At 63.9% G+C, this 23,388-nt stretch carries 23 protein-coding genes and 1 tRNA gene; 15 read left to right on the top strand and 9 right to left on the bottom strand.

Annotation, left to right across the window (positions count from 1 at the left end; genetic code table 11):
• The first annotated feature begins 1 nt into the window (after window position 1).
• A complete protein-coding gene (locus QZZ02_RS05380; protein WP_291842868.1) occupies window positions 2-529 on the top strand; it encodes a GNAT family N-acetyltransferase in 528 nt (175 codons plus the stop codon).
• 31 nt (window positions 530-560) lie between these two features.
• Here QZZ02_RS05380 and QZZ02_RS05375 read toward each other — a convergent pair whose 3' ends face one another.
• Window positions 561-1,181 carry a hypothetical protein gene (locus tag QZZ02_RS05375; protein ID WP_291842867.1) on the bottom strand — a complete coding sequence of 207 codons (621 nt, stop codon included), beginning with the start codon at window positions 1,179-1,181 and terminating at the stop codon, window positions 561-563.
• A 117-nt stretch (window positions 1,182-1,298) separates the two neighbouring features.
• Here QZZ02_RS05375 and QZZ02_RS05370 point away from each other — a divergent pair.
• From QZZ02_RS05370 to QZZ02_RS05345, 6 genes are all read left to right on the top strand, one after another.
• Window positions 1,299-1,374 (top strand) — tRNA-Lys (locus QZZ02_RS05370).
• A 220-nt stretch (window positions 1,375-1,594) separates the two neighbouring features.
• Window positions 1,595-2,473: a DUF4238 domain-containing protein gene (locus tag QZZ02_RS05365; protein ID WP_291842866.1), complete on the top strand. Its 879-nt coding sequence runs from the start codon at window positions 1,595-1,597 to the stop codon at window positions 2,471-2,473.
• Complete coding sequence (locus QZZ02_RS05360) at window positions 2,460-3,101, top strand: hypothetical protein (RefSeq protein WP_291842865.1); 642 nt, start codon at window positions 2,460-2,462, stop codon at window positions 3,099-3,101. Before QZZ02_RS05365 ends, QZZ02_RS05360 begins: the two co-directional genes overlap by 14 nt.
• Window positions 3,102-3,808: 707 nt before the next feature.
• Entirely contained in the window at window positions 3,809-4,462 is a 654-nt protein-coding gene (locus QZZ02_RS05355) for a protein-L-isoaspartate O-methyltransferase (RefSeq protein ID WP_291842864.1), read from the top strand.
• A 311-nt stretch (window positions 4,463-4,773) separates the two neighbouring features.
• Window positions 4,774-6,162: a TolC family outer membrane protein gene (locus QZZ02_RS05350; protein WP_291842863.1), complete on the top strand. Its 1,389-nt coding sequence runs from the start codon at window positions 4,774-4,776 to the stop codon at window positions 6,160-6,162.
• A 203-nt stretch (window positions 6,163-6,365) separates the two neighbouring features.
• Complete coding sequence (locus tag QZZ02_RS05345) at window positions 6,366-6,938, top strand: DUF2497 domain-containing protein (protein WP_291842862.1); 573 nt, start codon at window positions 6,366-6,368, stop codon at window positions 6,936-6,938.
• Window positions 6,939-7,027: 89 nt separating this feature from the next.
• Here QZZ02_RS05345 and mltF read toward each other — a convergent pair whose 3' ends face one another.
• Window positions 7,028-8,416, bottom strand: a complete 1,389-nt coding sequence (gene mltF, locus QZZ02_RS05340) for a membrane-bound lytic murein transglycosylase MltF (protein ID WP_291842861.1) — start codon at window positions 8,414-8,416, stop codon at window positions 7,028-7,030.
• Window positions 8,417-8,589: 173 nt separating this feature from the next.
• Between mltF and recA the strand changes: the two genes are divergently transcribed.
• From recA to QZZ02_RS05325, 3 genes are all read left to right on the top strand, one after another.
• Window positions 8,590-9,672, top strand: coding sequence for a recombinase RecA (gene recA, locus QZZ02_RS05335; RefSeq protein ID WP_366511501.1), 1,083 nt, complete (start codon window positions 8,590-8,592; stop codon window positions 9,670-9,672).
• A 380-nt stretch (window positions 9,673-10,052) separates the two neighbouring features.
• The gene (alaS, locus tag QZZ02_RS05330; RefSeq protein ID WP_291842858.1) at window positions 10,053-12,707 is read left to right on the top strand and encodes an alanine--tRNA ligase; all 2,655 of its coding nucleotides are present in this window, start codon (window positions 10,053-10,055) and stop codon (window positions 12,705-12,707) included.
• Entirely contained in the window at window positions 12,707-13,153 is a 447-nt protein-coding gene (locus QZZ02_RS05325) for a nuclear transport factor 2 family protein (protein ID WP_291842857.1), read from the top strand. Before alaS ends, QZZ02_RS05325 begins: the two co-directional genes overlap by 1 nt.
• On the opposite strand, the gene QZZ02_RS05320 is transcribed toward QZZ02_RS05325, so the two are convergent.
• Both QZZ02_RS05320 and QZZ02_RS05315 read right to left on the bottom strand, forming a co-directional pair.
• On the bottom strand, window positions 13,154-13,483 hold the full coding sequence (locus QZZ02_RS05320; RefSeq protein WP_291842856.1) for a hypothetical protein: 330 nt from the start codon (window positions 13,481-13,483) through the stop codon (window positions 13,154-13,156).
• 363 nt (window positions 13,484-13,846) lie between these two features.
• Window positions 13,847-15,070, bottom strand: a complete 1,224-nt coding sequence (locus QZZ02_RS05315; protein WP_291842855.1) for an NADP-dependent isocitrate dehydrogenase — start codon at window positions 15,068-15,070, stop codon at window positions 13,847-13,849.
• A 109-nt stretch (window positions 15,071-15,179) separates the two neighbouring features.
• Between QZZ02_RS05315 and QZZ02_RS05310 the strand changes: the two genes are divergently transcribed.
• Window positions 15,180-15,929 carry an RNA methyltransferase gene (locus QZZ02_RS05310; protein ID WP_291842854.1) on the top strand — a complete coding sequence of 250 codons (750 nt, stop codon included), beginning with the start codon at window positions 15,180-15,182 and terminating at the stop codon, window positions 15,927-15,929.
• Window positions 15,930-15,947: 18 nt separating this feature from the next.
• Here QZZ02_RS05310 and QZZ02_RS05305 read toward each other — a convergent pair whose 3' ends face one another.
• Window positions 15,948-17,033: an amidoligase family protein gene (locus tag QZZ02_RS05305; RefSeq protein ID WP_291842853.1), complete on the bottom strand. Its 1,086-nt coding sequence runs from the start codon at window positions 17,031-17,033 to the stop codon at window positions 15,948-15,950.
• A gap of 157 nt (window positions 17,034-17,190) precedes the next feature.
• Here QZZ02_RS05305 and QZZ02_RS05300 point away from each other — a divergent pair, with 157 nt between their 5' ends.
• Window positions 17,191-18,057, top strand: a complete 867-nt coding sequence (locus QZZ02_RS05300) for a hypothetical protein (RefSeq protein WP_291842851.1) — start codon at window positions 17,191-17,193, stop codon at window positions 18,055-18,057.
• On the opposite strand, the gene QZZ02_RS05295 is transcribed toward QZZ02_RS05300, so the two are convergent.
• The gene (locus tag QZZ02_RS05295) at window positions 18,054-19,208 is read right to left on the bottom strand and encodes a serine hydrolase domain-containing protein (RefSeq protein WP_291842850.1); all 1,155 of its coding nucleotides are present in this window, start codon (window positions 19,206-19,208) and stop codon (window positions 18,054-18,056) included. The genes QZZ02_RS05300 and QZZ02_RS05295 overlap by 4 nt on opposite strands.
• A 303-nt stretch (window positions 19,209-19,511) precedes the next feature.
• Here QZZ02_RS05295 and rpsD point away from each other — a divergent pair, with 303 nt between their 5' ends.
• Window positions 19,512-20,129 carry a 30S ribosomal protein S4 gene (gene rpsD / locus QZZ02_RS05290; protein WP_291842849.1) on the top strand — a complete coding sequence of 206 codons (618 nt, stop codon included), beginning with the start codon at window positions 19,512-19,514 and terminating at the stop codon, window positions 20,127-20,129.
• Window positions 20,130-20,426: 297 nt separating this feature from the next.
• Entirely contained in the window at window positions 20,427-20,909 is a 483-nt protein-coding gene (locus QZZ02_RS05285; RefSeq protein ID WP_291842848.1) for a hypothetical protein, read from the top strand.
• 347 nt (window positions 20,910-21,256) lie between these two features.
• Here QZZ02_RS05285 and grxD read toward each other — a convergent pair whose 3' ends face one another.
• Genes grxD through QZZ02_RS05270 form a run of 3 tightly spaced genes read right to left on the bottom strand, consistent with a single transcriptional unit; the run spans window position 21,257 to window position 22,682 of the window.
• Window positions 21,257-21,589: a Grx4 family monothiol glutaredoxin gene (grxD, locus tag QZZ02_RS05280; RefSeq protein WP_291842847.1), complete on the bottom strand. Its 333-nt coding sequence runs from the start codon at window positions 21,587-21,589 to the stop codon at window positions 21,257-21,259.
• A gap of 32 nt (window positions 21,590-21,621) precedes the next feature.
• On the bottom strand, window positions 21,622-22,449 hold the full coding sequence (locus QZZ02_RS05275) for an aldo/keto reductase (RefSeq protein ID WP_291842845.1): 828 nt from the start codon (window positions 22,447-22,449) through the stop codon (window positions 21,622-21,624).
• On the bottom strand, window positions 22,449-22,682 hold the full coding sequence (locus tag QZZ02_RS05270) for a BolA family protein (protein WP_291842844.1): 234 nt from the start codon (window positions 22,680-22,682) through the stop codon (window positions 22,449-22,451). Before QZZ02_RS05270 ends, QZZ02_RS05275 begins: the two co-directional genes overlap by 1 nt.
• A gap of 184 nt (window positions 22,683-22,866) precedes the next feature.
• On the opposite strand from QZZ02_RS05270, the gene QZZ02_RS05265 reads away from it, so the two are divergent.
• Window positions 22,867-23,370: a YHS domain-containing (seleno)protein gene (locus QZZ02_RS05265; RefSeq protein ID WP_291842842.1), complete on the top strand. Its 504-nt coding sequence runs from the start codon at window positions 22,867-22,869 to the stop codon at window positions 23,368-23,370.
• Window positions 23,371-23,388: the final 18 nt, after the last annotated feature.

The raw sequence follows: 23,388 nt of genomic DNA, 5'->3' as shown, positions 1-23,388 counted from the left end.
CATGGCTGTAACGCTGCGGCAGCTCAGTCACGCCGAATTGCGCGCCGAACTCACCGCGTTTGCCGGTCTCCTGACCGCCTGTGTCGGGGCGGGCGCCTCGATCGGCTTCCTGTCGCCTTTCAGCCAAGGGCAGGCTGGCGATTTCTGGGCTGGTATCGCCGATCAGCTTGAGCGGAGTGACCGGCTGATCTGGTCGGCGCGGGACACCGCATCCGGCATGCTTCTCGGCACCGTCCAATTGATCACCGGCCTGCCGGACAACCAGCCGCATCGCGGCGATGTGGCGAAGTTGATGGTCTCGCCTAAGGCCCGTCGCCGCGGTGTGGCGGATGCCCTGATGGACGCGTTGGAGCGCCATGCGCGAGAGACAGGGCTGCGCACGCTGGTCCTTGACACGGTGACCGGCTCGCCGGCCGATGCGCTTTATCGCAAGCGTGGCTGGGTCGAGGTCGGGCCTGTGCCGGATTACGCGCTCTTCCCGGACGGAACGCCCTGCTCGACGACCTTCTTCTACAAGTCGCTGATCTGAGCATTGCCCCGAGACGGGCGAGGCGAAGGCCTTACTCCGTCTCTTCCTCCACCAGGCCATAGGCCTCGAAGGCACGGCGCATCTGGGCGGGCGGGCAGCCGAAACCGTCATAGAGACCGCGCAGATAGGCCCGGCGTCGCTGGGCCATGTCGCGCTGTTCGCGGGCTTCACGCTCGATGCGTCCGGCACCGCCGAGGAAGCGCACGACCGGACGGACCGGGTTCAGGCCGACAATCGTCGAGCGATACAGGCCGCGCGCGCCATCGGCGGCCGCGTCCGGCGCCTGGGCGGCGATATGGGCGCTCTGGCCCATCCAGGTGTCGTGATCATGCTCGTCTTCTTCCGCGAGACGACGCTCTTCCTCGACATCCGGGCCGAGCACGACAGTCAGGCGGGCAATGTCCTGGGCGACCGTCGAGCAGCGACGACGCGAGCCATCACCGCCATAGGGGGTGGGCACGGTGTCCTCGCCCTGATCAACCATGACCCGGCCCGGCCGCTCGCGCGGCAGTCCGACGGCATCCTCAAATGCCTCCGCTGTTTCCTCGCGCGCAAAGCTGCCGGCATTGCCGGCGGTTTGGCGTGTGGACGAGCATGCGGTCGCGGCTAACGCCCCGAGCAAGCATGCCAGCAGACTCAGTCTTCTCCTCATGCGCTGTATTTTAATCGGTGATTGCGGCGAAATCTCATCAAAAATGCTGAAATCCGCAGGCAAAGCCCGATTGACCCCCCCAAATCGCCCGTATAGGTTCCGCCCTCCTCGTTCGGGGAGCCGATAGCTCAGCTGGTAGAGCAACTGACTTTTAATCAGTAGGTCCAGGGTTCGAATCCCTGTCGGCTCACCATCCTTTTCTTCCATAAAATTCAAATGCTTGTTGCTCTTTCCGTTCGCCACCGGTTGGCGGATCTCTGGAGCCTTTTAACACTCGAACGTGTGAACTGGTGCGTGCTTAACAAGTAAGTTATTGAAATTCCTGCTAATTTCATCTGATTGCATATTCGTCGGTCTTTGGCTCGAATCGCTGGCACAGTGGTCGCCCTCCCGTTGAGAAGGCAGGCGGTCCTATGGGGAAGCCCAAGCGTCATCATTTCGTGCCACAGTTCGTAATCCGGAACTTCGCGAGATCGGACGGCCGAGTTTGGTATCTTGAAAGAGCGCGCGCCGACCGGAGAGCAGAGCTACGATCTCCGTCAGGCGTTTTTTGGCAGCGGCATTTGTATTCATATCGCGACGGCGAAAATCTGCGAGACCCGGCAGTTGAACGGGCGTACGGGCAGGCCGAAAGTGAATGGGCCCCCTTGATCGACAGGGCTGTTCGCGATTTGCGTGCAGGCCGGGCGCCATTGTTTACCGGACCAGAGCGGCGCTCTCTGGAAGGGTTTTTCTATCACCAGTTTATGCGGGTTCCCTATCAGCTTAATCGGGTGAAATGCGAGGAAATTGAACGTCTCGACGATGCGTTGCTGGATGGATCTGTGCCTGAGGAGAGCGTCGAAGGCGTCCGACTAGAGCTGCTTGATGTCCTAGATAATGCTCTGATCGACACCCTGGTGAAGGGTAGCGACAACATCGCGGAGGTGTTCGCTAGGAAAGACTTGTTCTTCGCGGTCCTCGCCAACTCAAAAAAGTCGTTCGTGCTGGGAGACGTGCCGATAGGACGGTTTCGTCAACGCGTGGCGAGCGTCCCCGATGCTTCACTCCCGCTATGGGACGCGAGTGTTGAAATGTCGATGCCGATCGCCCCGGATATCGCAATAGGCCTCTGCGGGGATGGAGGCGGCTACAAGGTTTTTGGAGTGAAGGACGATAGCGATGTTCGTGCGGTGAATGTTGCTACCATGCGCCGTAGCGATGCGGTTTGCTCCAGGTCAGAAATCCTAATTTCGAGTTTAAGTTCGATCTGGCCTGGTAAGGCCGATGGAGGGCGCGATGACCAGCGATGAGGCCGATGTGGTTGAGGAGGTTCCGGAAAGATTTGCTCGTTTGAGCGCGGAGCGACTTGCAAGACAGGTCGCTTCCTATCGAGCCTCCAAGGATAGTGCATGGCAGAAGGCAGAACAGGCGCTGCTCGAAATGAACAGGCTGCTCTTTCTAGCTAGCGGAGCAGCAGCCGGGTCGATCTTGATTTGGTTGGCTGATGCGGTCGCGGATGACGTCCCGATTGAGGCGTTCGTGCTAGCGGTCGTTGCCATCGGGATATTCGTCACGATCACATTTGTCGGGTTCCTGCTGCAGGATGGTTATGCGCTTCGCCAGCACGCGTTCGCGGCACATTCATTGGCGATGGCGCACGCTACAGAAGATCTTGAGCTCGCCAACCTTTCTGCTGCCATGGCAGGACTCAAGCAGCCGACCGAGGATATTGCCGCGCCGATACGGAACGAGTTGGCGGCATTGTCGAACAGAAATCCATACGACTTTTCAGAGGAGAATGTGCGGAAGGGGGTTACTCACACGCTCACAATGTGGCTCGGCAAACACACCCGGCGGGTTCTGTTGTTCGCGGCAATTGGTTTTGTTCTCGCTCTAGCGTGCACAATCGGAGCGATCTTCTGGAACTATTTGATGTGATGCGTAGCTTTCGCGTGTGGGCCAACCGGCTGCCGCGAAGAGTGTTGCCGTTTAACGTGGTTCATATAAGTGCTTGATTTCAAATGGCGCGAATTCGGCGGGCTAGACAGGTAACTCGTTGATTTAATGAAGTAATATTGTAAATTTTAATCAGTAGGTCCAGGGTTCGAATCCCTGTCGGCTCACCATTTCAGGATCTTCCGCCATATCACCTGAAATGGACATCCTCCGGCCGAGCAGATGGCTGATCCCCGGGCCCGCGCCGCGCGCGCTTTTCCGCGACGGGCTGGTCGTGTGACAACACGCCGTTCGCTCCGCACGCTTTCACGCCGAAAGAATGGGAGGGCAGGGGAGTGCTGGCCGATGCCGACAGCCGGTGGATTTGCACAAGGTGACTTCGCCGGCATCCCGTTCGCGGAGCTTTCCCGGACGCGCTCGCCGCCGATTCCAATGCGCCAGCTACTGAGGGGCGGTCGTTCAGTGCCGAAGCTGGGCCGGCGTTCTGTCACCGACCTCCCGTCACCCACGCCGTCTCGCCGCCATGGGGCGATCCGCTTCGCCCTGTCAGGGCGAAGAGCTACGGTCATCCCCTTTCCGATTGCAGGGCAATTCCACGCGCGCGCAGTGGCATGCTTGCGGCGCTGTGCGATGCCGGGATATATCAGCGACAATCCGTACCCCAACAGGGCCTGGTCAGGGAGAGCCTCGTGAGCGAATTCGAAACGGCGCGCAAGCAGATGGTGGATTGCCAGATCCGCCCGTCAGATGTCACGGACCGGCGCCTGATCGCGGCCTTCCTTGATGTGCCGCGACACCTCTTCGTGCCGCGCGCCCGGCGCGCCTCAGCCTATTCTGATTCCCAGGTCGCGATCGGCGATGAGCGCACGCTGATGCGGCCGCGCGATTTCGCCAAGCTGGTGCATGCGGCGGACATCCAGCCGGATGAGCTGGTGCTCGATATCGCGTGTGCCCGCGGCTATTCGACTGCAATCCTGGCGCGTATGGCCGGAACCGTCGTGGGGCTTGAGTCAGACGAGGACAGCCTGGCGCGCGCGCCCAGCCTGCTGTCTGACATTGGTGCCGACAATGCCGTCGTGATCGAGGGCGATCTGGCGGCCGGCGTTGCCAAGCAGGGACCGTTCGACGTGATCTTCGTCAATGGGGCGGTCGATGAGGTGCCCCAGGCCTGGCTCGACCAGCTGGCGCCCGGCGGACGTCTGGCTGCCGTGATCAGCAAGGGGCCGATCGGCAAGGCGACCATCTTTACCCGTTCGGCAGCAGGGATCGGCGAGCGTGTCGTTTTCGACGCCAATGTCGCGCCGCTGCCGGGTTTCCAGGCCGAGGCCGGATTCGTCCTCTGACAATACCCGGTGCCGACTTGTTTCCGGTCCGGAAGGAACGGAATCAGTGGTCTCGCCCGTTCAATCCCGACAGGCTCGGCCGCCGGTCCGGGTCTGCGTCTGGCTGCGAATGCGGCAGGGACGGGAATTGTTACGGAAATATCAGAGTGAACAGTGTTCACTTTTAATCATGGCGTGCCTATATGCTGGCGTGGTATGCGCGTGGGCAGATTTTGGCCGCACCCGGTCACCAACACTGGATCGGGACGGATGACGCGCTAGTATGAGGCAGGGCGCCGGACACGGTTCCGGCGCTGCAAGAGGGGTTCGTAATGTCGCGATTGAAGAATTTGGCGCTCGTTCTGGCAGCGGGTGCATCGGCCCTCGCGCTTGCCGGCGCCGGGCAGGCACAAACGCTCGAAGAGACGCTGGCACTGGCCTACAACTCCAACCCGACCCTGCAGGCCGAACGCGCCCGCCTGCGTGCCACCGATGAGGGGCGCGTCCAGGCCGAGGCGGGACGTCTGCCGTCGGTTTCAGCCTCGGCCTCGATCTCGCGATCGCACGCGGAAGGCGAAAGCTTCTCGCAGATCAACAATTCCACCAATAGTTACGAGTCGGATGCAACGCCCAAGAATTACGGCCTTTCGGCCAGCCAGCCGATCTATCGCGGTGGCCGGATCGACGGGGCGATCGACCAGGCGACCGCGGTCGTGATGGCGGGGCGTGAAAACCTTCGTGCGACCGAGCAGACCGTGCTGGTGAGTGCCGTCACGGCTTTCATGGATGTGCGACGCGACAGCAATGTCGTCGAGATCCGCCAGAACAATGTCGAAGTCCTCGCCCAGCAACTGCGGGCCGCGCGCGACCGGTTCGAGGTTGGCGAGATCACCCGGACCGACGTGTCGCAGGCCGAGGCGCGCCTGTCGCTGGCCCAGACCCAGCTGTCTGCCGCCCAGGCGCAGATGGCGGCCAGCCGCGCTGCCTATGAGCGCGTGACCGGTCAGCCGGCCGCCTCGCTGAGCGAACCGCCCGCCCTGCCGCCCCTGCCGGACAATCTGGCCGATGCCGCGGAATACGCCTTCGACAACAGCCCGCAATTGCTGGCTGCCCGTTATAGCGAAGAGGCCGCCCAGCATGCGATCCGCATTGCCCGCGGCGCCTTGCGTCCGGAAGTCTCGCTGACCGCCTCGGCCTCTTCGGCCCGGGATTCAAGCTTTTCCGGCGATGTTCGCGACAGCGCATCGATCATGGGCCAGGTCTCGATGCCGATCTTCACGGGCGGCCTCAACCGGTCGCGCGTCCGCGCCGCCGTGGCGCAGGAAGAGCAGGCCCGCTTCCTGGTCCGTGACGCGAGGCGCCAGGTCACCGAAGCCGTGACCAATGCCTGGTATTCCTATGTTGCGTCGCTGGCCGTGATCGAATCGAGCCGCCAGGCCGTGCGTGCCAACGAGATTGCGCTGGATGGCGTGCAGCAGGAGGCCTTCGTCGGCATCCGCACCACGCTGGATGTGCTCAATGCCGAACAGGAATTGCTCGAATCGCGTCTCACCTTCGTGACCGCCGAGCGCGACAGCTTTGTTGCCGGCTATCGCCTGTTGCAGGCCATGGGGCTGGCCTCTGCGGAAACGCTTGGCCTGGACGTGGAAATCTATGATGCCGCTGCAGGGGTTTCCCGCGAATCGCGTTTCCCTAACCTTGACTTAACGCCCTGGAATTAGGGTTTTCGAAGAGTCTCGGGCTGGACAGGCGAGTTGCGGCCCGGTTTATTCGCGTATCACGGGAGGCTGCCGCGTGCGGTGGCCCGCAAACGCCGACGAAACTGCAGACGCAGACTGCAGACGCAAACCGAAGACGCAGACTGCAGACGCAGACTGAAGACGCAGACCGAAGACGCAGACCGAAAACAAGGACTTGGGCGCTCATGGCCGATGCCGCTGAAAACGAACCGTCGATGGAGGAAATCCTCTCCTCGATTCGCCGCATCATCAACGAGGACGATGATGATGCGCCGGCCGAGGCTGAGGCCGTCGATGAGGTCCCGAAAAGCCAGGATGATGTCGATGCCCTGTTCGACGCGCCGGTCGAGGAAAGTGGCGCCGATGACGTGCTCGAACTGACCGAACGGGTCGACACGAACGACGCCGGCTCCGAACCGATGTCCGTTGATGATGATCTGATGATTGTCGATCGTGAGGAGGAGATCGAGGACGAGCCGGTCATGGCCGAGCCCGAGCCCGAAATCGATTTCGACGCGCTGGCTGATGAAACCGCCGATGGTATCATGAGCGAGCCGGCGGCCGCTGCCGCCATGGGATCGTTCCACACCCTGGCCGAGAATATCCGTATCTCAGACGAGGAAGGCCGCACGCTGGAAGGCGTGGTTCGCGCCCTGCTGCGTCCGATGCTCAAGGAATGGCTCGATGCCAACCTGCCGTCGATCGTCGACGAGAAGGTCCAGGCCGAAATCGATCGCGTCGCCCGTCGCCGCCGCTAGGCTGAACCGGCAGACCGAACAGACAGGGGCGCGTCCGTCGGGCGCGCCCTTTTTTCCGGGGCATGTTCAGCCAGGGCGCGCGGTCCGGGTCAGAGGTCCTGGGCAGCCAGCATGGCGCGGTATTCTCGGATTTTGGCGACATAGCGGACCGGCTCGTGACCACGGGCATAGCCATAGCGCAGCGTCGGATAGTATTGCGGATCCGACAGCAGGGGCAGGGTCTCGGCGAGGTCGTCCCAGCTGTTCTTGTCGCGGCCGAGGCGTTCCGCCAGTCGCCGTGCATCATACATGTGGCCCATGCCGACATTGTACGCGGCGAGCGCAAACCACAGCCGGTCCTCGCCGGTCACCCCGTCGGGAACACGCGCGTAGAGATCATCCAGATAGGCGGCGCCGCCCCGAATGCTCTGGCGCGGATCCGTACGGTCCTCAATGCCGACCCGTTCGGCGGTCGACAGGGTCAGCATCATCAATCCGCGCACCCCGGTCGCGCTGACCGCATCAGGGTCCCAATGCGATTCCTGGTAGGCCTGCGCGGCCAGCAATTCCCAATCAAAGGGCAGGTCTTCAGCGACGGTCTCGAAGATGCGGCGATAGCGCGGCAGACGATCGTCGACGCGGCGCACGAAACGCGCAATGTCGACATAGTCGTAATCGCCGTACTGCCCGAACCAGGTCTCGTCGAGGGCCTCGAGAAGTCCGTTGGCGTGGGCTTCGGCAAACCAGCTGGTCAAGGCGTCTGGCAGCCCGTCCACGCGCGGGTCCACGGCCCAGGCCAGGGGTTGCTCGCCCGTGAGATTTTGCGCCACGACCAATTCGGGATGGCGGCGCCGGGCGAAGTCGGCGAGATGGGAGTCGGCGACGGTGCAGTCGGCATCGCCGCCCTCCACCGCGTCCAGCAGCGGCATGGCAGACCCGGCCGGCTGTGTCCGCCAGCCCAGATCCGGCAGGCCGGCCTGCAGCGAGCGCAAGGTCTCCTCGTAGCTGGAGCCTTCCAGCACCAGGATATCGGTTCCGGGCAGGCTGTGACGCCGGGTCGGTGTCGGCCCGCCGCGCCGACAGACCAGCTGCTCGGTCACCGACTTGTAGGCGGGCGCAAAGGCAAGCCTTGCCGCCCGCTCTGCAGTCTGGGTCAATCCGGCTGCAGCGATATGACCCTCGCCGTTTTCGAGCGCACCGAGCAGGCGAGGAATCGAGTCGGCGGTCTCGAACCGCACCGCGACGCCCAGGCTGTCCGCGAAGGCGCGGGCGAGGTCGACCTCATACCCTTCGGGGCCGTCCGAGCCGTCCTCATAGCTGGTCGGGCCGGGCAGGGTCAGCACGATCAGCTCACCGCGCTCGCGAATCAGCGCCAGCGTGTCCGGTTCGGGGGCGGGCATGCTCGAGCGCGGGCTGCAGCCGGCCAGCAATGTCAGCAGGAGGCCTGCGGCGAGGCCGCGATTCCGTCGTGATCCAATTCGTCGAGCGATATCCGTCATCTGTCCAAGCTAGGGGCTGTGAGGTGGAAATACAAATCGCACTTTATGACGGTTGATCGGCCTTTGTTCCGTTTTGTTAACCATAGATGTTCCGCTTGTGTTCCGGGAACAAAATTGGTACACCGGAGCTCGGTTGCCCATACCTGAGGGGCGTGAAATAAGGGATGAAGGCTATGAGCAAGGGCGCGATTCGACTCGTGAAGAACGAAAAGAACATGGACAAGGAAAAGGCCATCGAGGCGGCGCTGAGCCAGATCGACAAGGCCTTCGGCAAGGGTTCGGTGATGAAGCTGGGCCAGAAGCCGGCCATGGAGATCGAGACGATTTCCACCGGCTCGCTGGGGCTCGATATCGCGCTCGGCATTGGCGGTCTGCCCAAGGGCCGGATCATCGAGATCTACGGTCCGGAAAGCTCGGGCAAGACGACGCTCGCTTTGCACACCGTCGCCGAGGCCCAGAAAGCGGGCGGCGTGGCCGCTTTCATCGATGCCGAGCACGCGCTCGATCCGATCTATGCCGGCAAGCTGGGCGTCGATGTCGGCGAGCTCCTGGTGTCGCAGCCCGATGCCGGTGAGCAGGCGCTCGAGATTGCCGATACGCTGGTTCGCTCCGGTGCCGTCGACATCCTGGTCATCGACTCCGTCGCCGCGCTGACGCCGCGCGCCGAGCTTGAAGGTGAAATGGGCGACAGCCTGCCGGGCCTCCAGGCCCGCCTGATGAGCCAGGCGCTGCGCAAGCTGACCGGCTCGATCTCGAAGTCGAAATGCCTGGTCATCTTCATCAACCAGATCCGCATGAAAATCGGTGTCATGTTCGGCTCGCCGGAAACCACGACCGGCGGCAATGCGCTGAAATTCTACTCCTCCGTCCGGCTCGACATCCGCCGGATCGGGGCAATCAAGAATCGCGACGAGGTGATCGGCAACCAGACCCGCGTCAAGGTGGTGAAGAACAAGGTCGCGCCGCCCTTCCGCGAGGTCGAATTCGACATTCTCTACGGCGAGGGCATTTCCAAGATGGGCGAGCTCATCGATCTCGGCGTCAAGGGCGATGTGATCGAGAAGTCGGGGTCCTGGTACTCCTACAATTCCGAACGCATCGGGCAGGGCCGTGAAAATGCCCGCCAGTTCATGCTCAGCAATCCGGACATTGCCAGTGAGATCGAGTCCAAGGTGCGCGCCAATGCCGGCCTGATCGCCGACGAAATGCTCACCGGTCCTGACCTGCCGGAAGAGGAAGACGTCGCGGCGGGCTAGCCGCGACTGGCGGACGCCACAACCGGATTCGACGGGCTGCTTCCCGGGCGTTGTCCTGCGGTGCTGATTGAGCGCATCGATCCGGGACATCGATCCGGGACATCGATCCGGGGCATGGCCAAGGCGCTGGCGCTGCGGGTCCGCCATCTCGTGCGCGTCGCGGGGGACGGCTCCGGCCGGGTCCTGCAGGGCGCAGGTTGAGGCCTCGATGCCGACCGGTCCGCGACATGTCCGTCACGCTGTCGCGACAATCGCAGCTTGATTGTGAACGGGTGCTTGGCTAGGCCGGGCACCCGTTTCTATATGTCAGTCTACAGAAACCGGTTTGTGTCGACCTGTCAGGTCGGCGCGCGACACTCCAGCCGACGGGATCGGACATCATGGCCAGCCTGCGCGACATCCGTGCGACTTTCCTCGACTATTTCGCCAGCCAGGACCATGAAGTGGTCCAGTCGGCGCCCCTGGTCCCGCAGGACGATCCGACCCTCCTGTTCGTCAATGCCGGCATGGTGCCGTTCAAGAATGCCTTCACCGGCCAGGAAAAGCGCGCCAAGCCGCGCGCGGCCTCGTCGCAAAAATGCGTGCGCGCCGGTGGCAAGCACAATGATCTCGACAATGTCGGCTATACGGCGCGCCACCACACCTTCTTTGAAATGCTGGGGAATTTCTCCTTCGGCGATTATTTCAAGGAAGAGGCGATCGCGCATGCCTGGCAGCTGGTGACCAAGGAATTCGCCCTGCCGGCCGACAAGCTCCTGGTCACCGTCTATGCCGAGGATGACGAGGCGCGCGCCCTGTGGCGCAAGATCGCCGGCCTGCCGGACGAACGCATTATCGGCATTTCGACCTCGGACAATTTCTGGTCCATGGGCGAGACCGGCCCGTGCGGTCCGTGCTCGGAAATCTTTTTCGACCATGGCCCGTCGATCGCCGGTGGCCCGCCCGGTTCGCCGGACGAGGATGGTGACCGTTTCATCGAGATCTGGAACCTCGTCTTCATGCAGTTCGAACAGCTCGGCCCGGACGAGCGCATCAACCTGCCCAAACCCTCCATTGATACCGGCATGGGACTGGAGCGCATCGCCGCCATCCTCCAGGGCAAGCACAATAATTACGAGACCGACCTGTTCCGCAATCTCATTGCGGCCGGTGAGGACGTGCTCGGCGTCAAGGCCGAGGGTGACGCCCTTGCCAGCCACCGCGTCATTGCCGACCATCTGCGCTCGACCTGCTTCCTGATGGCTGATGGTGTCAGCCCGTCGAATGAGGGCCGCGGCTATGTGCTGCGCCGGATCATGCGCCGGGCCATGCGCCATGCGCATATCCTTGGCGCCGGCGAACCGGTGATATGGAAGCTGGTGAAAGCGCTCAGCGCCGAGATGGGCGATGCCTATCCGGAACTGGTGCGGGCCCAGGCCCTGCTCGAGGAGACGCTTGAGGTCGAGGAGGAGCGCTTCCAGCGCACGCTCGGCCGTGGTCTCTCCCTTCTGGAAGAGGCAACCGCCGACATGACCGAGGGCGAAGCCCTGCCCGGCGAAACCGCGTTCAAGCTCTACGACACCTATGGCTTCCCCCTCGACCTGACCCAGGACGCGCTGCGCGCCAAGGGCATGACGGTGGATGAGGCGGGCTTTGATACGGCCATGGCCAAGCAGCGCGCCGATGCGCGGGCCAGCAAGTTCTCCTCCGGCGATGCAGCGCCGGATGCGGTCTGGTTCGCCGTGCGCGACAAGGTCGGGGCCTCCCGTTTCACCGGCTATGCCGGCACTGGCGGCAAGGGGCGGCTGGCGGCGATCATTTCAGGCGGCCGGGAAGCCAAGGCGTTGGGGGCCGGCCAACGCGCCGAGCTCGTCTTCGACCAGACGCCGTTCTACGGCGAGAGCGGCGGCCAGTGCGGCGATACCGGTGAGATCCGCTTTGATGATGGCGCCATCTTCACGGTCGAGGACACGCAAAAGCGCGGCGGCGACATGCATGCCCATATCGGCGTGCTGACGAAGGGCGAGATCACGCTCGGCGACACCGCCACGCTCGACGCCGACGCCCCGCGCCGTGCCGCGATCCGTGCCAACCACTCCGCCACCCACCTGGCCCACGCCGCGTTGCGCGATGTGCTGGGCGCACATGTCACCCAGAAGGGCTCGCATGTCGGCCCTGACCGGCTGCGCTTTGACTTCTCGCACAACAAGTCCGTCACGGCCGAGCAGATCGTGGCCATCGAGGCCCAGGTCAATGCGGTCATCCGCCAGAATACCGCCGTCTCGACGGCCGAAATGACGCCGGATGCGGCCATCGAGGCCGGCGCGCTGGCCCTGTTCGGTGAGAAATATGGCGACAAGGTCCGCGTCCTCACCATGGGCGAGGCGCTGGGCGATCATGACAAACCCTATTCGGTCGAGCTGTGCGGCGGCACCCATGTCGCGCGTACCGGTGATATCGCCCTGTTCAAGATTGTCTCGGAAGGCGCTGTGTCCTCCGGCATCCGCCGTCTCGAGGCGATGACCGGCGAGGGCGCGCGTCTCTACATGGAAGAACAGCTCGGCTTTGGCCGGGCCGCGGCTGACGCGCTGAAAGTCCCCACGGCGGAGCTTGCCGGCCGCGTCTCCGGCCTGATGGAAGAGCGCAAGAAGCTCGAGCGTCAGCTTGCCGAAGCCAGGAAGCAGCTGGCCATGGGTGGCGGCGCCGCTGGTGCTCCGGCCGGCCCGGAGAGCGTCAATGGCGTCAACTTCATCGGCCGCGTGGTCGAGGGTGTGGGCGGCAAGGATTTGCGCGGCCTCGTCGATGAGGCCAAGGCGCAGATGGGCTCCGGCATTGCCGCCTTCATTGGCGTCAATGATGGCAAGGCCGCCCTCGCGGTCGGCGTGACCGACGACCTCAAGGAGCGCTTCGGTGCGGTTGATCTGGTCAAGGCCGGCGCCGCTGCCGTGGGCGGCAAGGGGGGCGGCGGCCGGCCGGACTTCGCCCAGGCAGGCGGACCGGACGGCGCCAGGGCCGAAGCCGGCATCGCGGCCATTCGTGACGTGCTGGCGGGCTGATGGCCCGCAAGCCGGCCGGAACCGACACCCAGCTCGTGGGTGACAAGGCGGCGGCGCGCGCCGTCGCAATGGCCCGCGCCGATTTCAATGCGGCGCTGGAAAACCGGTCCCTGAAGGCGATCGCCGCGCATCTGGTTGAGGATGTCGTCCTGGTGCCCGGCGACGAGGCCCAGCTGATTACCGGTCGCGAGGCGCAGCTGGAGGCCTGGTCCTCCATTTTCACCACGATGCCGGACGTGCGCTATGTGCGTGCCCCGTCGCGGATCGAGGTCTGCGAGGACAGCCATCTGGCGGCCGAAACCGGTCGCTGGACCGGCAGTTGGTCCAGCGACGGCTTTGCCATCCGCTATACGGGCCGCTATTTCGCCAAATGGCGCTGCGTTGAGGGGCGCTGGCGGATCGAGGCAGAAACCTTCGTCACGATGAAGCGCAGCGGCGGCGGTTGATCAGCGCGGTTCAGACAACCAGGCGCGGGCTTTGACCTCGCTGGTGAAGACCCGCTCGTCGGTCGTCAGGGTTTTCCCGGCGACCATCTCCCAATAGGTCAGCATGGCCCTGGACAGGTCGTCATCGTAGACGATGGCGGCACGCCGGCGCGGCCCCTTGTTGACCGGATCAGCGTCGGCCATCTGTACCTGCAGCCGCGTCATGGCGTCGGCCGGAAGCTGGGCGAGGGAGGCGTTGGAAAGCAGGGTGAGGAAGTCGTAGCGGTCCGACCAGTCCGGGTGCGATCGGGCGCGGGCGAACGTATTCAGCAGGGCTCTGGCGCTGATCACGCCCGAAATCCGGTAAATACAGAGACCGTTGTCAGGGTCGAATTCGAAATCCGCATTCATTCTTCGGCACAGGGCTTGGGGTGTCAGAGATGGCGGGGCCTATTGGTCATATTATCTGATGGCGCCAGATTTCAACCCGTTTCGAAATGCATCCTGATGTCGGACTGATCCGTCGCCATGCATAATACCGTTCACCGGCTGTCCGATCCGTTCAATCCGGTTGGTCAGGATGCCGCCGCGAAAGTGTTCGGGCGGAGCTTCGAACCGGGCGCCATCCGCAAACAACCGACCAGCCCCCCACACACAAGAAAAAGGGCGGCCCCGTCGGAGCCGCCCCTGTCATTGTCGCCGTGATGGTGGCGCTTACTTCCAGTTGGCCATCGCGACCTGGAAGCGTTCGTCGACCTTGTCGAGGAAGCCCTCGGTCGACAGCCAGCCCTGGCTTTCGCCGACCAGCAGGGCCAGGTCCTTGGTCATGAAGCCGGCTTCGACCGTCTTGATGATGGTGTCTTCCAGCGTCGCTGCGAACTTCATCACATCGGCATTGCCGTCCATGCGGCCGCGATGGCTGAGGCCCTGCGTCCAGGCGAAGATGGAGGCGATGGAGTTGGTCGAGGTCTGCTCGCCGCGCTGATGCTGGCGGTAGTGGCGGGTGACCGTGCCGTGGGCGGCTTCCGCTTCCACCGTCTTGCCATCCGGGCTCATCAGGACCGAGGTCATCAGGCCGAGCGAACCAAAGCCCTGGGCCACGGTGTCGGACTGGACGTCGCCGTCATAGTTCTTGCAGGCCCAGACGAAACCGCCGGACCATTTCATCGCGGCGGCGACCATGTCGTCGATCAGGCGGTGCTCATAGGAGATGCCCTTCTCGGCGAAGGCGTCCTTGAACTCGGCCTGGTAGATTTCCTCGAACAGGTCCTTGAAGCGGCCGTCATAGGCCTTGAGGATGGTGTTCTTGGTCGACAGGTAGACCGGCCAGCCGCGCTGCAGGCCGTAATTGAGCGAGGCGCGGGCAAAATCGCGGATCGAGTCGTCGAGATTATACATGCCCATGGCGACGCCCGGGGACGGGAAGTCGAAGACTTCGCGGGTGACTGGATCGGAGCCGTCGGACGGCTCGAAAGTCATGGTCAGCTTGCCCGGACGGTCGACCAGGAAATCGGTGGCGCGATACTGGTCACCAAAGGCGTGACGGCCGATCACCATCGGCTGCTGCCAGCCCGGCACCAGGCGCGGCACGTTGGAGATCACGATCGGCTCGCGGAAGACAACGCCGCCGAGGATGTTGCGGATCGTGCCGTTCGGCGAGCGCCACATCTTCTTGAGGCCGAACTCTTCCACACGGGCTTCGTCCGGGGTGATGGTGGCGCATTTCACGCCGACACCGTAATGCTTGATCGCCTCGGCAGCGTCGATGGTGATCTGGTCGTCCGTCTCGTCACGCTTGGTGACCGAGAGATCGTAATACTTCAGATCAATGTCGAGATAGGGCAGGATCAGCTTGTCCTTGATCAGCTGCCAGATGATGCGGGTCATCTCATCGCCGTCGAGTTCGACGACCGGGGTATCGACTTTGATCTTCGCCATGGGTGCTCTGCTTTCTTTTCGGACAGTCGGAAGTCGCGCTAGGACAGCGCTGACAAGTCATTTGCGCGCTCTCTAGCATCGGTGCGCGCCAAGGTGAAGGCCCGCTTCCATGCCAGAAATTTCCGCCACACCCGCTTTCATACTGCACACGCCCCAGCTCGGCGAGAATATCGGTGCGGCAGCCCGTGTGATGGGGAATTTCGGCCTGCCCGAGCTGATCATTGTCGATCCGCGTGATGGCTGGCCAAACGACAAGGCGGTGACCATGTCGGCCGGTTCACCGGTGCTCGGCAATGCCCGGGTGGAATACCGCCTCGGCGATGCGATTCATGACCGCACCCGCCTCTATGCCACCACCGCCCGGCCGCGCGGGATGGAAAAGCCGGTGATGACGGCGCGCGAGGCGGTCAGCGACATGAAGGCAGCCATCGCTGCGGGCGAAAGGCTCGCGGTGATGTTCGGCGGCGAGAAGTCCGGCCTGCCCAATGAGGCGGTCAACATGGCCGATGTCATCATCACCCTGCCGGTCGACCGCACCTTCTCCTCGCTCAACCTGGCCCAGGCGGTCGCCGTCATCGCCTATGAATGGACGGCCGGCGAAGGCGTTCCGGCCGTGTTCGAACCGGTTTCCGACATTGCAAAGCGAGAAGACCTGGAACGCATGTTCGAGCATTTCGAGCATGAGCTCGACCGCGCCGGCTTCTTCCACCCGCCGTCAAAAACCCCGCTCATGGTCCAGAATCTCCGCAACGCCTTCATCCGCGGCCGCTGGACCGAGCAGGAAGTCCGCACCTTCCGCGGCGCCGTGAAAGCGCTGGCGCTCGGCCGCGGCAAGGCGCGGGTGGTGCGCGAGGATTAGGGCGCGCAGACAGGCCCTTTACGGGTCCGCCCGGTCTTCCCAGAACGCCCGGTCTGCCGCTGACAAGCCCAGCGACCCGCAGAAGCGGTCACCGCCCGGTTCAGCATCATCGCCCGCAGCCCAGCCCAGCACCGACTCCATCAACCGCGCATTGCGCAGTATTTCGTCGAGATCCATCGAGCCCGGGAAGATCCGGGCTTCGAAGGTCGTCTTGCCGGGCAGTTCGTGGGCCAGGTTCAGGAAGTTGAAATCGGCATATTTGGTCGGCTTGGCCTCGATCAGCATGGCGCGGGCCTTATCCCAGTCAGCGGCCAGGAAAGCCTTTGAGCTGGCCAGATCGACGAGGGTGTCGGCAATGGGTCCGAGGCGGACGCAGCGCGGATTGGTGCCGACCCGGTGTCGCAGCTCGTCGCCATGGCGGGCCAGAAAGGTGACGAGGCGGGACAGGGTGCGGGCAGAGCGCAGCGGTGCGGCGTCGAAATGCACGTGGACAGCGGCTTCGGCCGGTACCGTGAAACCCAGCGCCCGGGCATCTTCAAGCAGGGCGGCCAGCGCCGAACCGGGATCACGCTCATAGGGCGGGGTGATCAGCTCGCAGGGCCGTTCCCGCTCGCCGGGCAGGGGCGCGACCATGGCGATCGAGCGGGCGGCTCGGTCGACCACCTTGGCGATCCCGCCCTCGGTGTGTTCAAGCCGGGTTCCGAACAGCGTCGCGATGGGCGTCAGGACATTCCCCGTGTCAGCGTCCGGGTCGCAATGTTCGGTCACCAGGGCGAGGAGGCGGGCATCATCGCTGAGGATCCGCATCCAGCCAGGCAGCGGCGCGGCCTGCGGGTCCAGCCCGTCGCGCAGGGTGAGGTCATCGACGCACAGGGCAACCCGCTCGCCGGCGGCGCTCAACACCTCGAAACCCAGGACGAGGTTTTCAAAGACCGGCATGCCGGGAACAAGGCTGGGTTCGGATTGCGGGTAGAAGACGGTGTGGACGCGGCCGCCCACCCGGTTTGCGATCCGGGCGGCGAGATCGCGGCGGCTGAGCCCGCGCGGGGCCATCAGCTCGATCTCGAATCCCGTCTTCCAGGGACGGCGCGTCGGGTCTGCCATGTCTGTCTCCGCCCTCTTTCGCCTGATCCGGTTCGGGCAATCTGGCAGCGATCCGGCCGGTGCGGGAGTCCGCATGTCAGGCGGTGGACGCATTCTGATTGCCGGGCCCGGCCAACGCGGTTAAGGCTGGGCAGGATTGAAATCCGGGGGAATTGAAATGTCGAACACGTCGGTCATGAGTGCACTGGCTCTGGTCTCGCTTGTCGGAGCATCGGCCCAGGCCGAAGTGGCGGGGGCGGACATTGCGCTGCCCGGCGCGGATATGTCGGCCCTTCTCGCCGTGTCGTCAGCCGGTCTGGCGTTTGGCCAGGACGAGGCCGCCCGTCTCGACCTGTTCTTTTCCAGCGAGTATGGCTATTGCGATGCCCGCAAGGTTGCCGATGTCTGGAAAACCAGCCCCTTTGCCGCCAAGGCGATTATCGGCGGCAAGATCGCCAATGGGCTGACCGACCTCGTCGATGCCGATATCGCTTCGACAGCCGGCCGGGTCGCCTGTGACTGGGGCGAGCTGGGCCTGAGCTGGGAACAGGCCGTGGCACTGGCCGATTACTGGGGTCGCAGTCCCGGCGAGGCCAAGGCAAAGTCCGGGGATATCGCGACTGATCTCGGCCATAAGGGTTTCAGGCGGGCCATGGCGCATGTCCTCAATTCGGCGCCCCCGCAAAACCCGTCCGGAAACGACGGCGCTTACCAGCAATTATTCTTCAACAGCGATTACGGTTATTGCGACGCGCTCAAGGTCGCCCGGGTCTGGGGTACGGATGTCGGGTCAGCCAAGACCGTGATCGGCCAGAAGATTGCCGGCGGGATCACAGACCTTGTGGACGTGGACATCGCCTCGACGGCGGCGTCCGTTCAGTGCAGCTGGGTTGATACCGGACTCGATTTCAATGACGCGGTGACCCTTGCGGGTTTCTGGGGCGTCTCGTTGGGTGAGGCCAAGGCGAAGGCCACGGCCTATACCTCCGAATGGGGCAATGCCGGATTCCAGCGCCGCCTCGGCAGCGTGCTCGCGCGCGGCTAGTTCTCGCCCAGCAGATCGAGCAGTGTGGCGGCCATGTCCGGCGCCTCGAAGCGCTTGTCATTGGCTTGCACAGCGAGCGCCAGTCCGGACCCGCTGTCATACATCGCCGCCGAGCGGTAGCCCCCGAAATCGCCGCCATGCGCGATGCGATAGGTCCCGTCATCGCGCAGGCGGACATAGAGGCCCAGACCATAACCGCTGGTGCCTGTCGCGTTCAGCGGGTTGGGATCAAGCCGCATCTCCGCGCCTTCGGCGGCGAACAGGCCGTTCTCGCCCAGTGAGCGGTAGAGCTGCGCCAGATCGCCCGGCGTGGTGACCCATCCACCCGCTGTCCATTCATGATCGAGATTTTCATTGAGGCGTCCGTTGCGCGCGGTCGTGCGGCGCCCGAAAAGACCGCCGCGACGGCCGTCGGCGAGATCGTCGAACACCCGCCCCTGCAGCGGTTCGGTCCGTTCAAGCTCCAATGGCCCGATGACCCGGCGTTGGGCGAGATCGTAGAAGTCCTCGCCCGTTACGGCCTCGATGACCAGACCGACCAGAATGTAGTCGGTGTCCGAGTAGGAAAAATGCGCCCCCGGTGGGCCCTCCGGCCCGTCACCGGCGACAAAGCCCACTGTCTCTTCCGGGGTGAAGCCGCGCGCGCCACGGGTCAGTCCGGCCAGGAAGAAGTCGATATCCTCGAGATAGTCCGGCACGCCGGCGGAATGATTGAGCAGGCGGCGCAGGGTGAGGGCGTCGTGGTTGGCCAGGCGGGGCCACCAGTCATGGCCGGAAAGCCAGGGGGCAACCGGAGCGTCGAGATCAAGCACGCCATCATTGGCCAGCTGGACGGCGAGGAGGGCAGTGATGGTCTTGCCGACACTGCCGGAAAGAAAGCGGGTGTCCGTGTCGACCGGCACGTGCCCACGCCGGTCCGCAAACCCTGACTGGTGGTCGATGCGCGCCCCGTCGGCCGCGAGGAGTGTGGCCGAAAGGCCGGGTGCGGCATCGTCGGCGATGGCGGCGTCGAGGCGCGTCTGGATCTGGTCGCCCTGGTCCGTCTGCGCCAGGGCGGCGACGTTGAAAACACAGGCGGCGAGGGCAGGCAAAAGGAGCTGGCGCATGGCGGTGAGGTAGGAAGGATTGCGGCAGGCCGCAAGTTGTTCCACAGGGGATGTCCCGACTGACTGAATTCCTTCAGGAGAACAGCGGGTTGGTGGGGCGCGTCGCGCCCGGATGCCCCGCGAGGCGCCGCCCGGGGGGATCACAGGCGCTTTCACGCCCGCTTGACCCGTCCCACAACGACAGCCCGGGCATTGACATCCCTGTCCACACAGGTAAAACCCGCGCTTCCTTCGGAACAGGTGCGCCTGGGCCGGGGAAATCATTACGGGTGATGCGAGCGCCGCCGTTGCAAACGCAATCTCAATCGTGAGGTTGCCGGTCCGCATCAAGCATATAGAGAGACCAGAATGTCGAAGCGTCATTCGCAGAAATACAAGATTGACCGCCGCATGGGTGAAAACCTGTGGGGCCGTCCGAAGTCTCCGGTCAACTCGCGCTCCTATGGCCCCGGCCAGCATGGTCAGCGCCGCAAGACCAAGATGTCCGATTTCGGTCTTCAGCTCATGGCGAAGCAGAAGCTGAAGGGCTATTACGGCAACATCACCGAGAAGCAGTTCCGTCGTACCTATGACGAAGCTTCCCGCCGCAAGGGTAACACCGCCGAGCTTCTGATCGGTCTGCTGGAAAGCCGCCTGGACGCCATCGTCTACCGCTGCAAGTTCGTGCCGACGGTCTTCGCCGCGCGCCAGTTCGTCAATCACGGCCACGTCAAGGTCAATGGCATCAAGGTCAACATCCCGTCCTACCGCTGCAAGCCGGGCGACGTGATCGAAGTCCGCGAGCGTTCGCGCTCGATGGCGCTGGTCCTGGAAGCCCTGGAAAGCCCGGAACGTGATGTTCCCGATTATGTCGATCTCGACCCCAAGGCGATGAAGGCTACCTTCACCCGCATGCCGGAATTCTCCGAAGTGCCGTACGCGGTGCAGATGGAACCGAACCTGGTCATCGAATTCTACTCCTCGTAAGAGGACGAAAATCGACCGTGCAAAAAGGCCGCTCCGGGAAACCGGGGCGGCCTTTTTCGTGGACGCGCCGCAGTCGCTGCCTGGCCCGCACGCAGACCTGCCCGCTCTTGCAGCATATCACTTCGGGAATTCGCGTCTCACGAGTCCATGGTTGATCTGGCGTTAATCCCTGATTGTATGGCGCATCGTTCGGGGCCGCGGGGGCAATATGCGGGATCCGGATGCGTATCGGGGCTGTCTTTGGGGGCAAGGATGACAGGACGTTGGCGGGGCGTATTGGCCGGTTTGGGGCTGGCAGTGTCACTTTCGGCATGTGCAACGAGCGGGGATCCGCAGGTCGAGGCCAGGCGCAGTCTCCTGCCCAGCCTGCCGGCCATGCCGGCGATGCCGGCCCTGCCGACGATCAATATCTCCGACATGCGCATTCCCGGCACCAGCCGTCAGGCACCGGCGCCGGACCCGTCGCTGGAGGACATCATCTACTGGCGCGTGATCGAGGACGATATCCTGATCGTCCATGCCGATACGAATGGCTGTACCTCGCGCGCGGATTTCCGGGTCGATGTCCAGCAATATCATGATGAAATCTACACGGTGCGCCTGACGCGCCAGTCGCCCGACCTGTGCGCCACCGACGTGCCCTGGGGCACCCAGCTCGGTTTCGGTTTCGAGGAACTCGGCGTGCCGATCGGCGGCCAGGTGATCGTGCTCAATCCGGTTGATACCGAGCGTCCCTGGGACTGGAATGAAGACCGTACCCATGTTGCAACGCGCCGCTAGGGCACGCGGCCACAGGCATGCTCGAGCACGGGCGGCCCGGCCCGATGACAGGCGCGCGGCGGCATTGATGACGCCGAACATGGAATAGGTCGGGGGAAATTGCCCCACAGCGCGCCGCTCGTCGCTTCAGTCGGACCCGTTGCCGCCGCTTTCCCTTGCGCGATTTCCACACGGTCAATGCCAGCCCGCGAGCGCGGGCCATCATCGCTGCTTGCACCGGGGACGGGGTTTCACGGCGCTCGGGGACAGGGCAAGGCGAGGGCCCGCTTCAATGCGGGCCGGGATGACATGGCCAGTTTGGGGAGCCGGATGGCGCCGAAGCGGTCACGCCGCTCGACGGCCAGCGATCACGCGGCGTCGATGACGCCCTTGTCCTTGAAATAGGCCTGAAGCTCACCGGTCTCGAACATTTCCTTGATAATGTCACAGCCGCCAAGGAATTCCCCCTTCACATAGAGCTGGGGAATGGTCGGCCAGTTCGAGAATTCCTTGATGCCCTGGCGAATGCCGTCATCCTCGAGCACGTTGACGCTTTCGAAACTGACCTGGAGATGATCCAGGACGCGCGCCACCACCGAGGAAAAGCCGCATTGCGGAAAGACCGGCGTGCCCTTCATGAAGAGAACGACGTCGTTAGTGTCGATGGTCGACTTGATGCTGTCCTGGGCGGTCACGGACATGGCTGAACTCCTCGGGTAAACCTTGTCGATAGCTAGGACGTCGGCTGCCCGGCTTCAAGAGCGGCGACCAGTGCCGCATTGGCGGCCAGGTGGGCCGGACGTGTGGTCAGGCAGATGACACTGTCGGCGAAGGGCTGCGAGAGTGCCCAGCGCAGGCCGTCAACCGGACTCGTGCCGGCCACGACAGGTGGATCGCGTCGCAGGCGCCGTTTGACCTGGCGCGCCAGATACCACAGATCGCCGCGCGAAGCGGGCAGGCCGGTGGGCCGGGCCGCGCCGGCCATGGCTTCGATGCCGATCACCGAAAGGCCGGCCGTTCGGGCGCGCTCGAGGCGCTGCTGTTCGGGCACGCTGATGCCGGCGTGGACCGGCGCCATGAGGGCGTCGAACACGCCCAGCTCGATGGCCCGGTCCAGTTCGGCGCCGCGGCCGCACACGCCGATATGGCGGATCATGCCGCGATCCCGGAAAGCCTGCAGGCGGCGGATCAGCCTGTCGGTTAGCTCGTCTGGCGAGGGGCCATGCAGGAGCAGAAGATCGACATGATCCCGCTGCAGGCGTTTCAGGGAATCGCGCAGCGACATTTCAACCGCGCCGGCCGAGAAGTCGCGATAGCCGCCGGCCTGGACGCCCGCCTTGGTCGCGACGAAGACCTTGTTGCGGGGCACGCTCCTGAGGGCGGTGCCGAGACGGTTTTCCGCTTCGCCCCTGCCATAGGCGGGACCGGTGTCGAACAGGGTGACGCCGAGATCGATTGCCTGGTGGATCAGGCGTGTCGTGGCGCTGCGCCCGGTGCCAAGCCCGGCATGCGGACCGGTGACGCCGAAGCCCAGGCGCGAGAAGCCGTCCGCCTCGATCATCAGCCGGGCGTCCGCGTTTCCAGCGCCAGCGCATGCAGCTCGCCGCCCATCTTCTCGCCGAGCGCGGCGTAGACCATCTGATGCTGGGCGACGCGCAGCTTGCCGCGGAAGCTCTCGGCCGTGACCACAGCCTTCCAGTGATCATTGTCACCGGCCAGGTCGGTCATCTCGATCTCGGCATCCGGGATGCCGGCCTTGATCAGGGCAATGATGTCGTCGGCAGGCATGGGCATGGCGTGTCCTCGTTGAGTTTCCGTCCCGGGGTGCAGATCGGCCGTGAGGGGCTGCGCGTTCACGATGGATCACAACGGCCCGGCGCGTCCGTGACCGGATGTGTCGTCTCGTGGACTATCACCCAAAGCCTTTGCAGCCCATATCTGCGCCAAGCTAGTCGTGACCGCTGCACGGGAAAAGACCATGACCGCCATCCTTACTGCGAAATCTCTCCTCCGCCTTGCACTGGGCCTCGCCAATCTTGTCCTGGCGACGGTTTTTCTTGTCGGGTTCGCCGATGCCGGTGAGCCCTTTGTTGATCGCGAAGGCCGTCCCGTGGGGGGCTATGACGTGGTCAGCTATCACACGGAAGACATGCCGCTGCAGGGCCGGGAGAGCATCACGGCGGACTTCAATGGCGTGACCTGGTTCTTCGCCAGCGAGGCCAATCGTGACCTGTTCGTCGCCAACCCGGCCCGCTATGCGCCGGCCTATGACGGGCATTGCGCCTATGCGCTGGCCAATGACCGCAAGGTCCGCAGCGACCCGCTGGCCTATCGCGTCGTCGATGAGGTGCTCTACATGAATTTCTCGCCCGATATCCAGGAGCGCTGGGAACGCGACATCCCCGGATACCTGGAACAGTCCGAGGCCAACTGGCCCGCGCATGAGGACGAACCGGCCGCGCGCCCGAGCCGCTGGTTCTGAATGTTACGGAAAATTTGG

Origin of the sequence: Maricaulis sp. (genome assembly GCF_015665295.1) — a bacterium.
Classification (GTDB): domain Bacteria; phylum Pseudomonadota; class Alphaproteobacteria; order Caulobacterales; family Maricaulaceae; genus Maricaulis.
The sequence above is the reverse complement of the archived record's forward strand: the minus strand, read 5'-3'. Positions and strand labels throughout refer to the sequence as shown.

What these genes read in the sequence shown, in the direction of transcription:
- QZZ02_RS05380 (WP_291842868.1), top strand. Translation starts at nt 2, where the DNA reads ATGGCTGTAACGCTGCGGCAGCTCAGTCACGCCGAATTGCGCGCCGAA.
- QZZ02_RS05375 (WP_291842867.1), bottom strand. Translation starts at nt 1,181, where the DNA reads ATGAGGAGAAGACTGAGTCTGCTGGCATGCTTGCTCGGGGCGTTAGCC.
- QZZ02_RS05365 (WP_291842866.1), top strand. Translation starts at nt 1,595, where the DNA reads ATGGGGAAGCCCAAGCGTCATCATTTCGTGCCACAGTTCGTAATCCGG.
- QZZ02_RS05360 (WP_291842865.1), top strand. Translation starts at nt 2,460, where the DNA reads ATGACCAGCGATGAGGCCGATGTGGTTGAGGAGGTTCCGGAAAGATTT.
- QZZ02_RS05350 (WP_291842863.1), top strand. Translation starts at nt 4,774, where the DNA reads ATGTCGCGATTGAAGAATTTGGCGCTCGTTCTGGCAGCGGGTGCATCG.
- QZZ02_RS05345 (WP_291842862.1), top strand. Translation starts at nt 6,366, where the DNA reads ATGGCCGATGCCGCTGAAAACGAACCGTCGATGGAGGAAATCCTCTCC.
- mltF (WP_291842861.1), bottom strand. Translation starts at nt 8,416, where the DNA reads ATGACGGATATCGCTCGACGAATTGGATCACGACGGAATCGCGGCCTC.
- recA (WP_366511501.1), top strand. Translation starts at nt 8,590, where the DNA reads ATGAGCAAGGGCGCGATTCGACTCGTGAAGAACGAAAAGAACATGGAC.
- alaS (WP_291842858.1), top strand. Translation starts at nt 10,053, where the DNA reads ATGGCCAGCCTGCGCGACATCCGTGCGACTTTCCTCGACTATTTCGCC.
- QZZ02_RS05325 (WP_291842857.1), top strand. Translation starts at nt 12,707, where the DNA reads ATGGCCCGCAAGCCGGCCGGAACCGACACCCAGCTCGTGGGTGACAAG.
- QZZ02_RS05315 (WP_291842855.1), bottom strand. Translation starts at nt 15,070, where the DNA reads ATGGCGAAGATCAAAGTCGATACCCCGGTCGTCGAACTCGACGGCGAT.
- QZZ02_RS05310 (WP_291842854.1), top strand. Translation starts at nt 15,180, where the DNA reads ATGCCAGAAATTTCCGCCACACCCGCTTTCATACTGCACACGCCCCAG.
- QZZ02_RS05305 (WP_291842853.1), bottom strand. Translation starts at nt 17,033, where the DNA reads ATGGCAGACCCGACGCGCCGTCCCTGGAAGACGGGATTCGAGATCGAG.
- QZZ02_RS05300 (WP_291842851.1), top strand. Translation starts at nt 17,191, where the DNA reads ATGTCGAACACGTCGGTCATGAGTGCACTGGCTCTGGTCTCGCTTGTC.
- rpsD (WP_291842849.1), top strand. Translation starts at nt 19,512, where the DNA reads ATGTCGAAGCGTCATTCGCAGAAATACAAGATTGACCGCCGCATGGGT.
- grxD (WP_291842847.1), bottom strand. Translation starts at nt 21,589, where the DNA reads ATGTCCGTGACCGCCCAGGACAGCATCAAGTCGACCATCGACACTAAC.
- QZZ02_RS05275 (WP_291842845.1), bottom strand. Translation starts at nt 22,449, where the DNA reads ATGATCGAGGCGGACGGCTTCTCGCGCCTGGGCTTCGGCGTCACCGGT.
- QZZ02_RS05270 (WP_291842844.1), bottom strand. Translation starts at nt 22,682, where the DNA reads ATGCCCATGCCTGCCGACGACATCATTGCCCTGATCAAGGCCGGCATC.
- QZZ02_RS05265 (WP_291842842.1), top strand. Translation starts at nt 22,867, where the DNA reads ATGACCGCCATCCTTACTGCGAAATCTCTCCTCCGCCTTGCACTGGGC.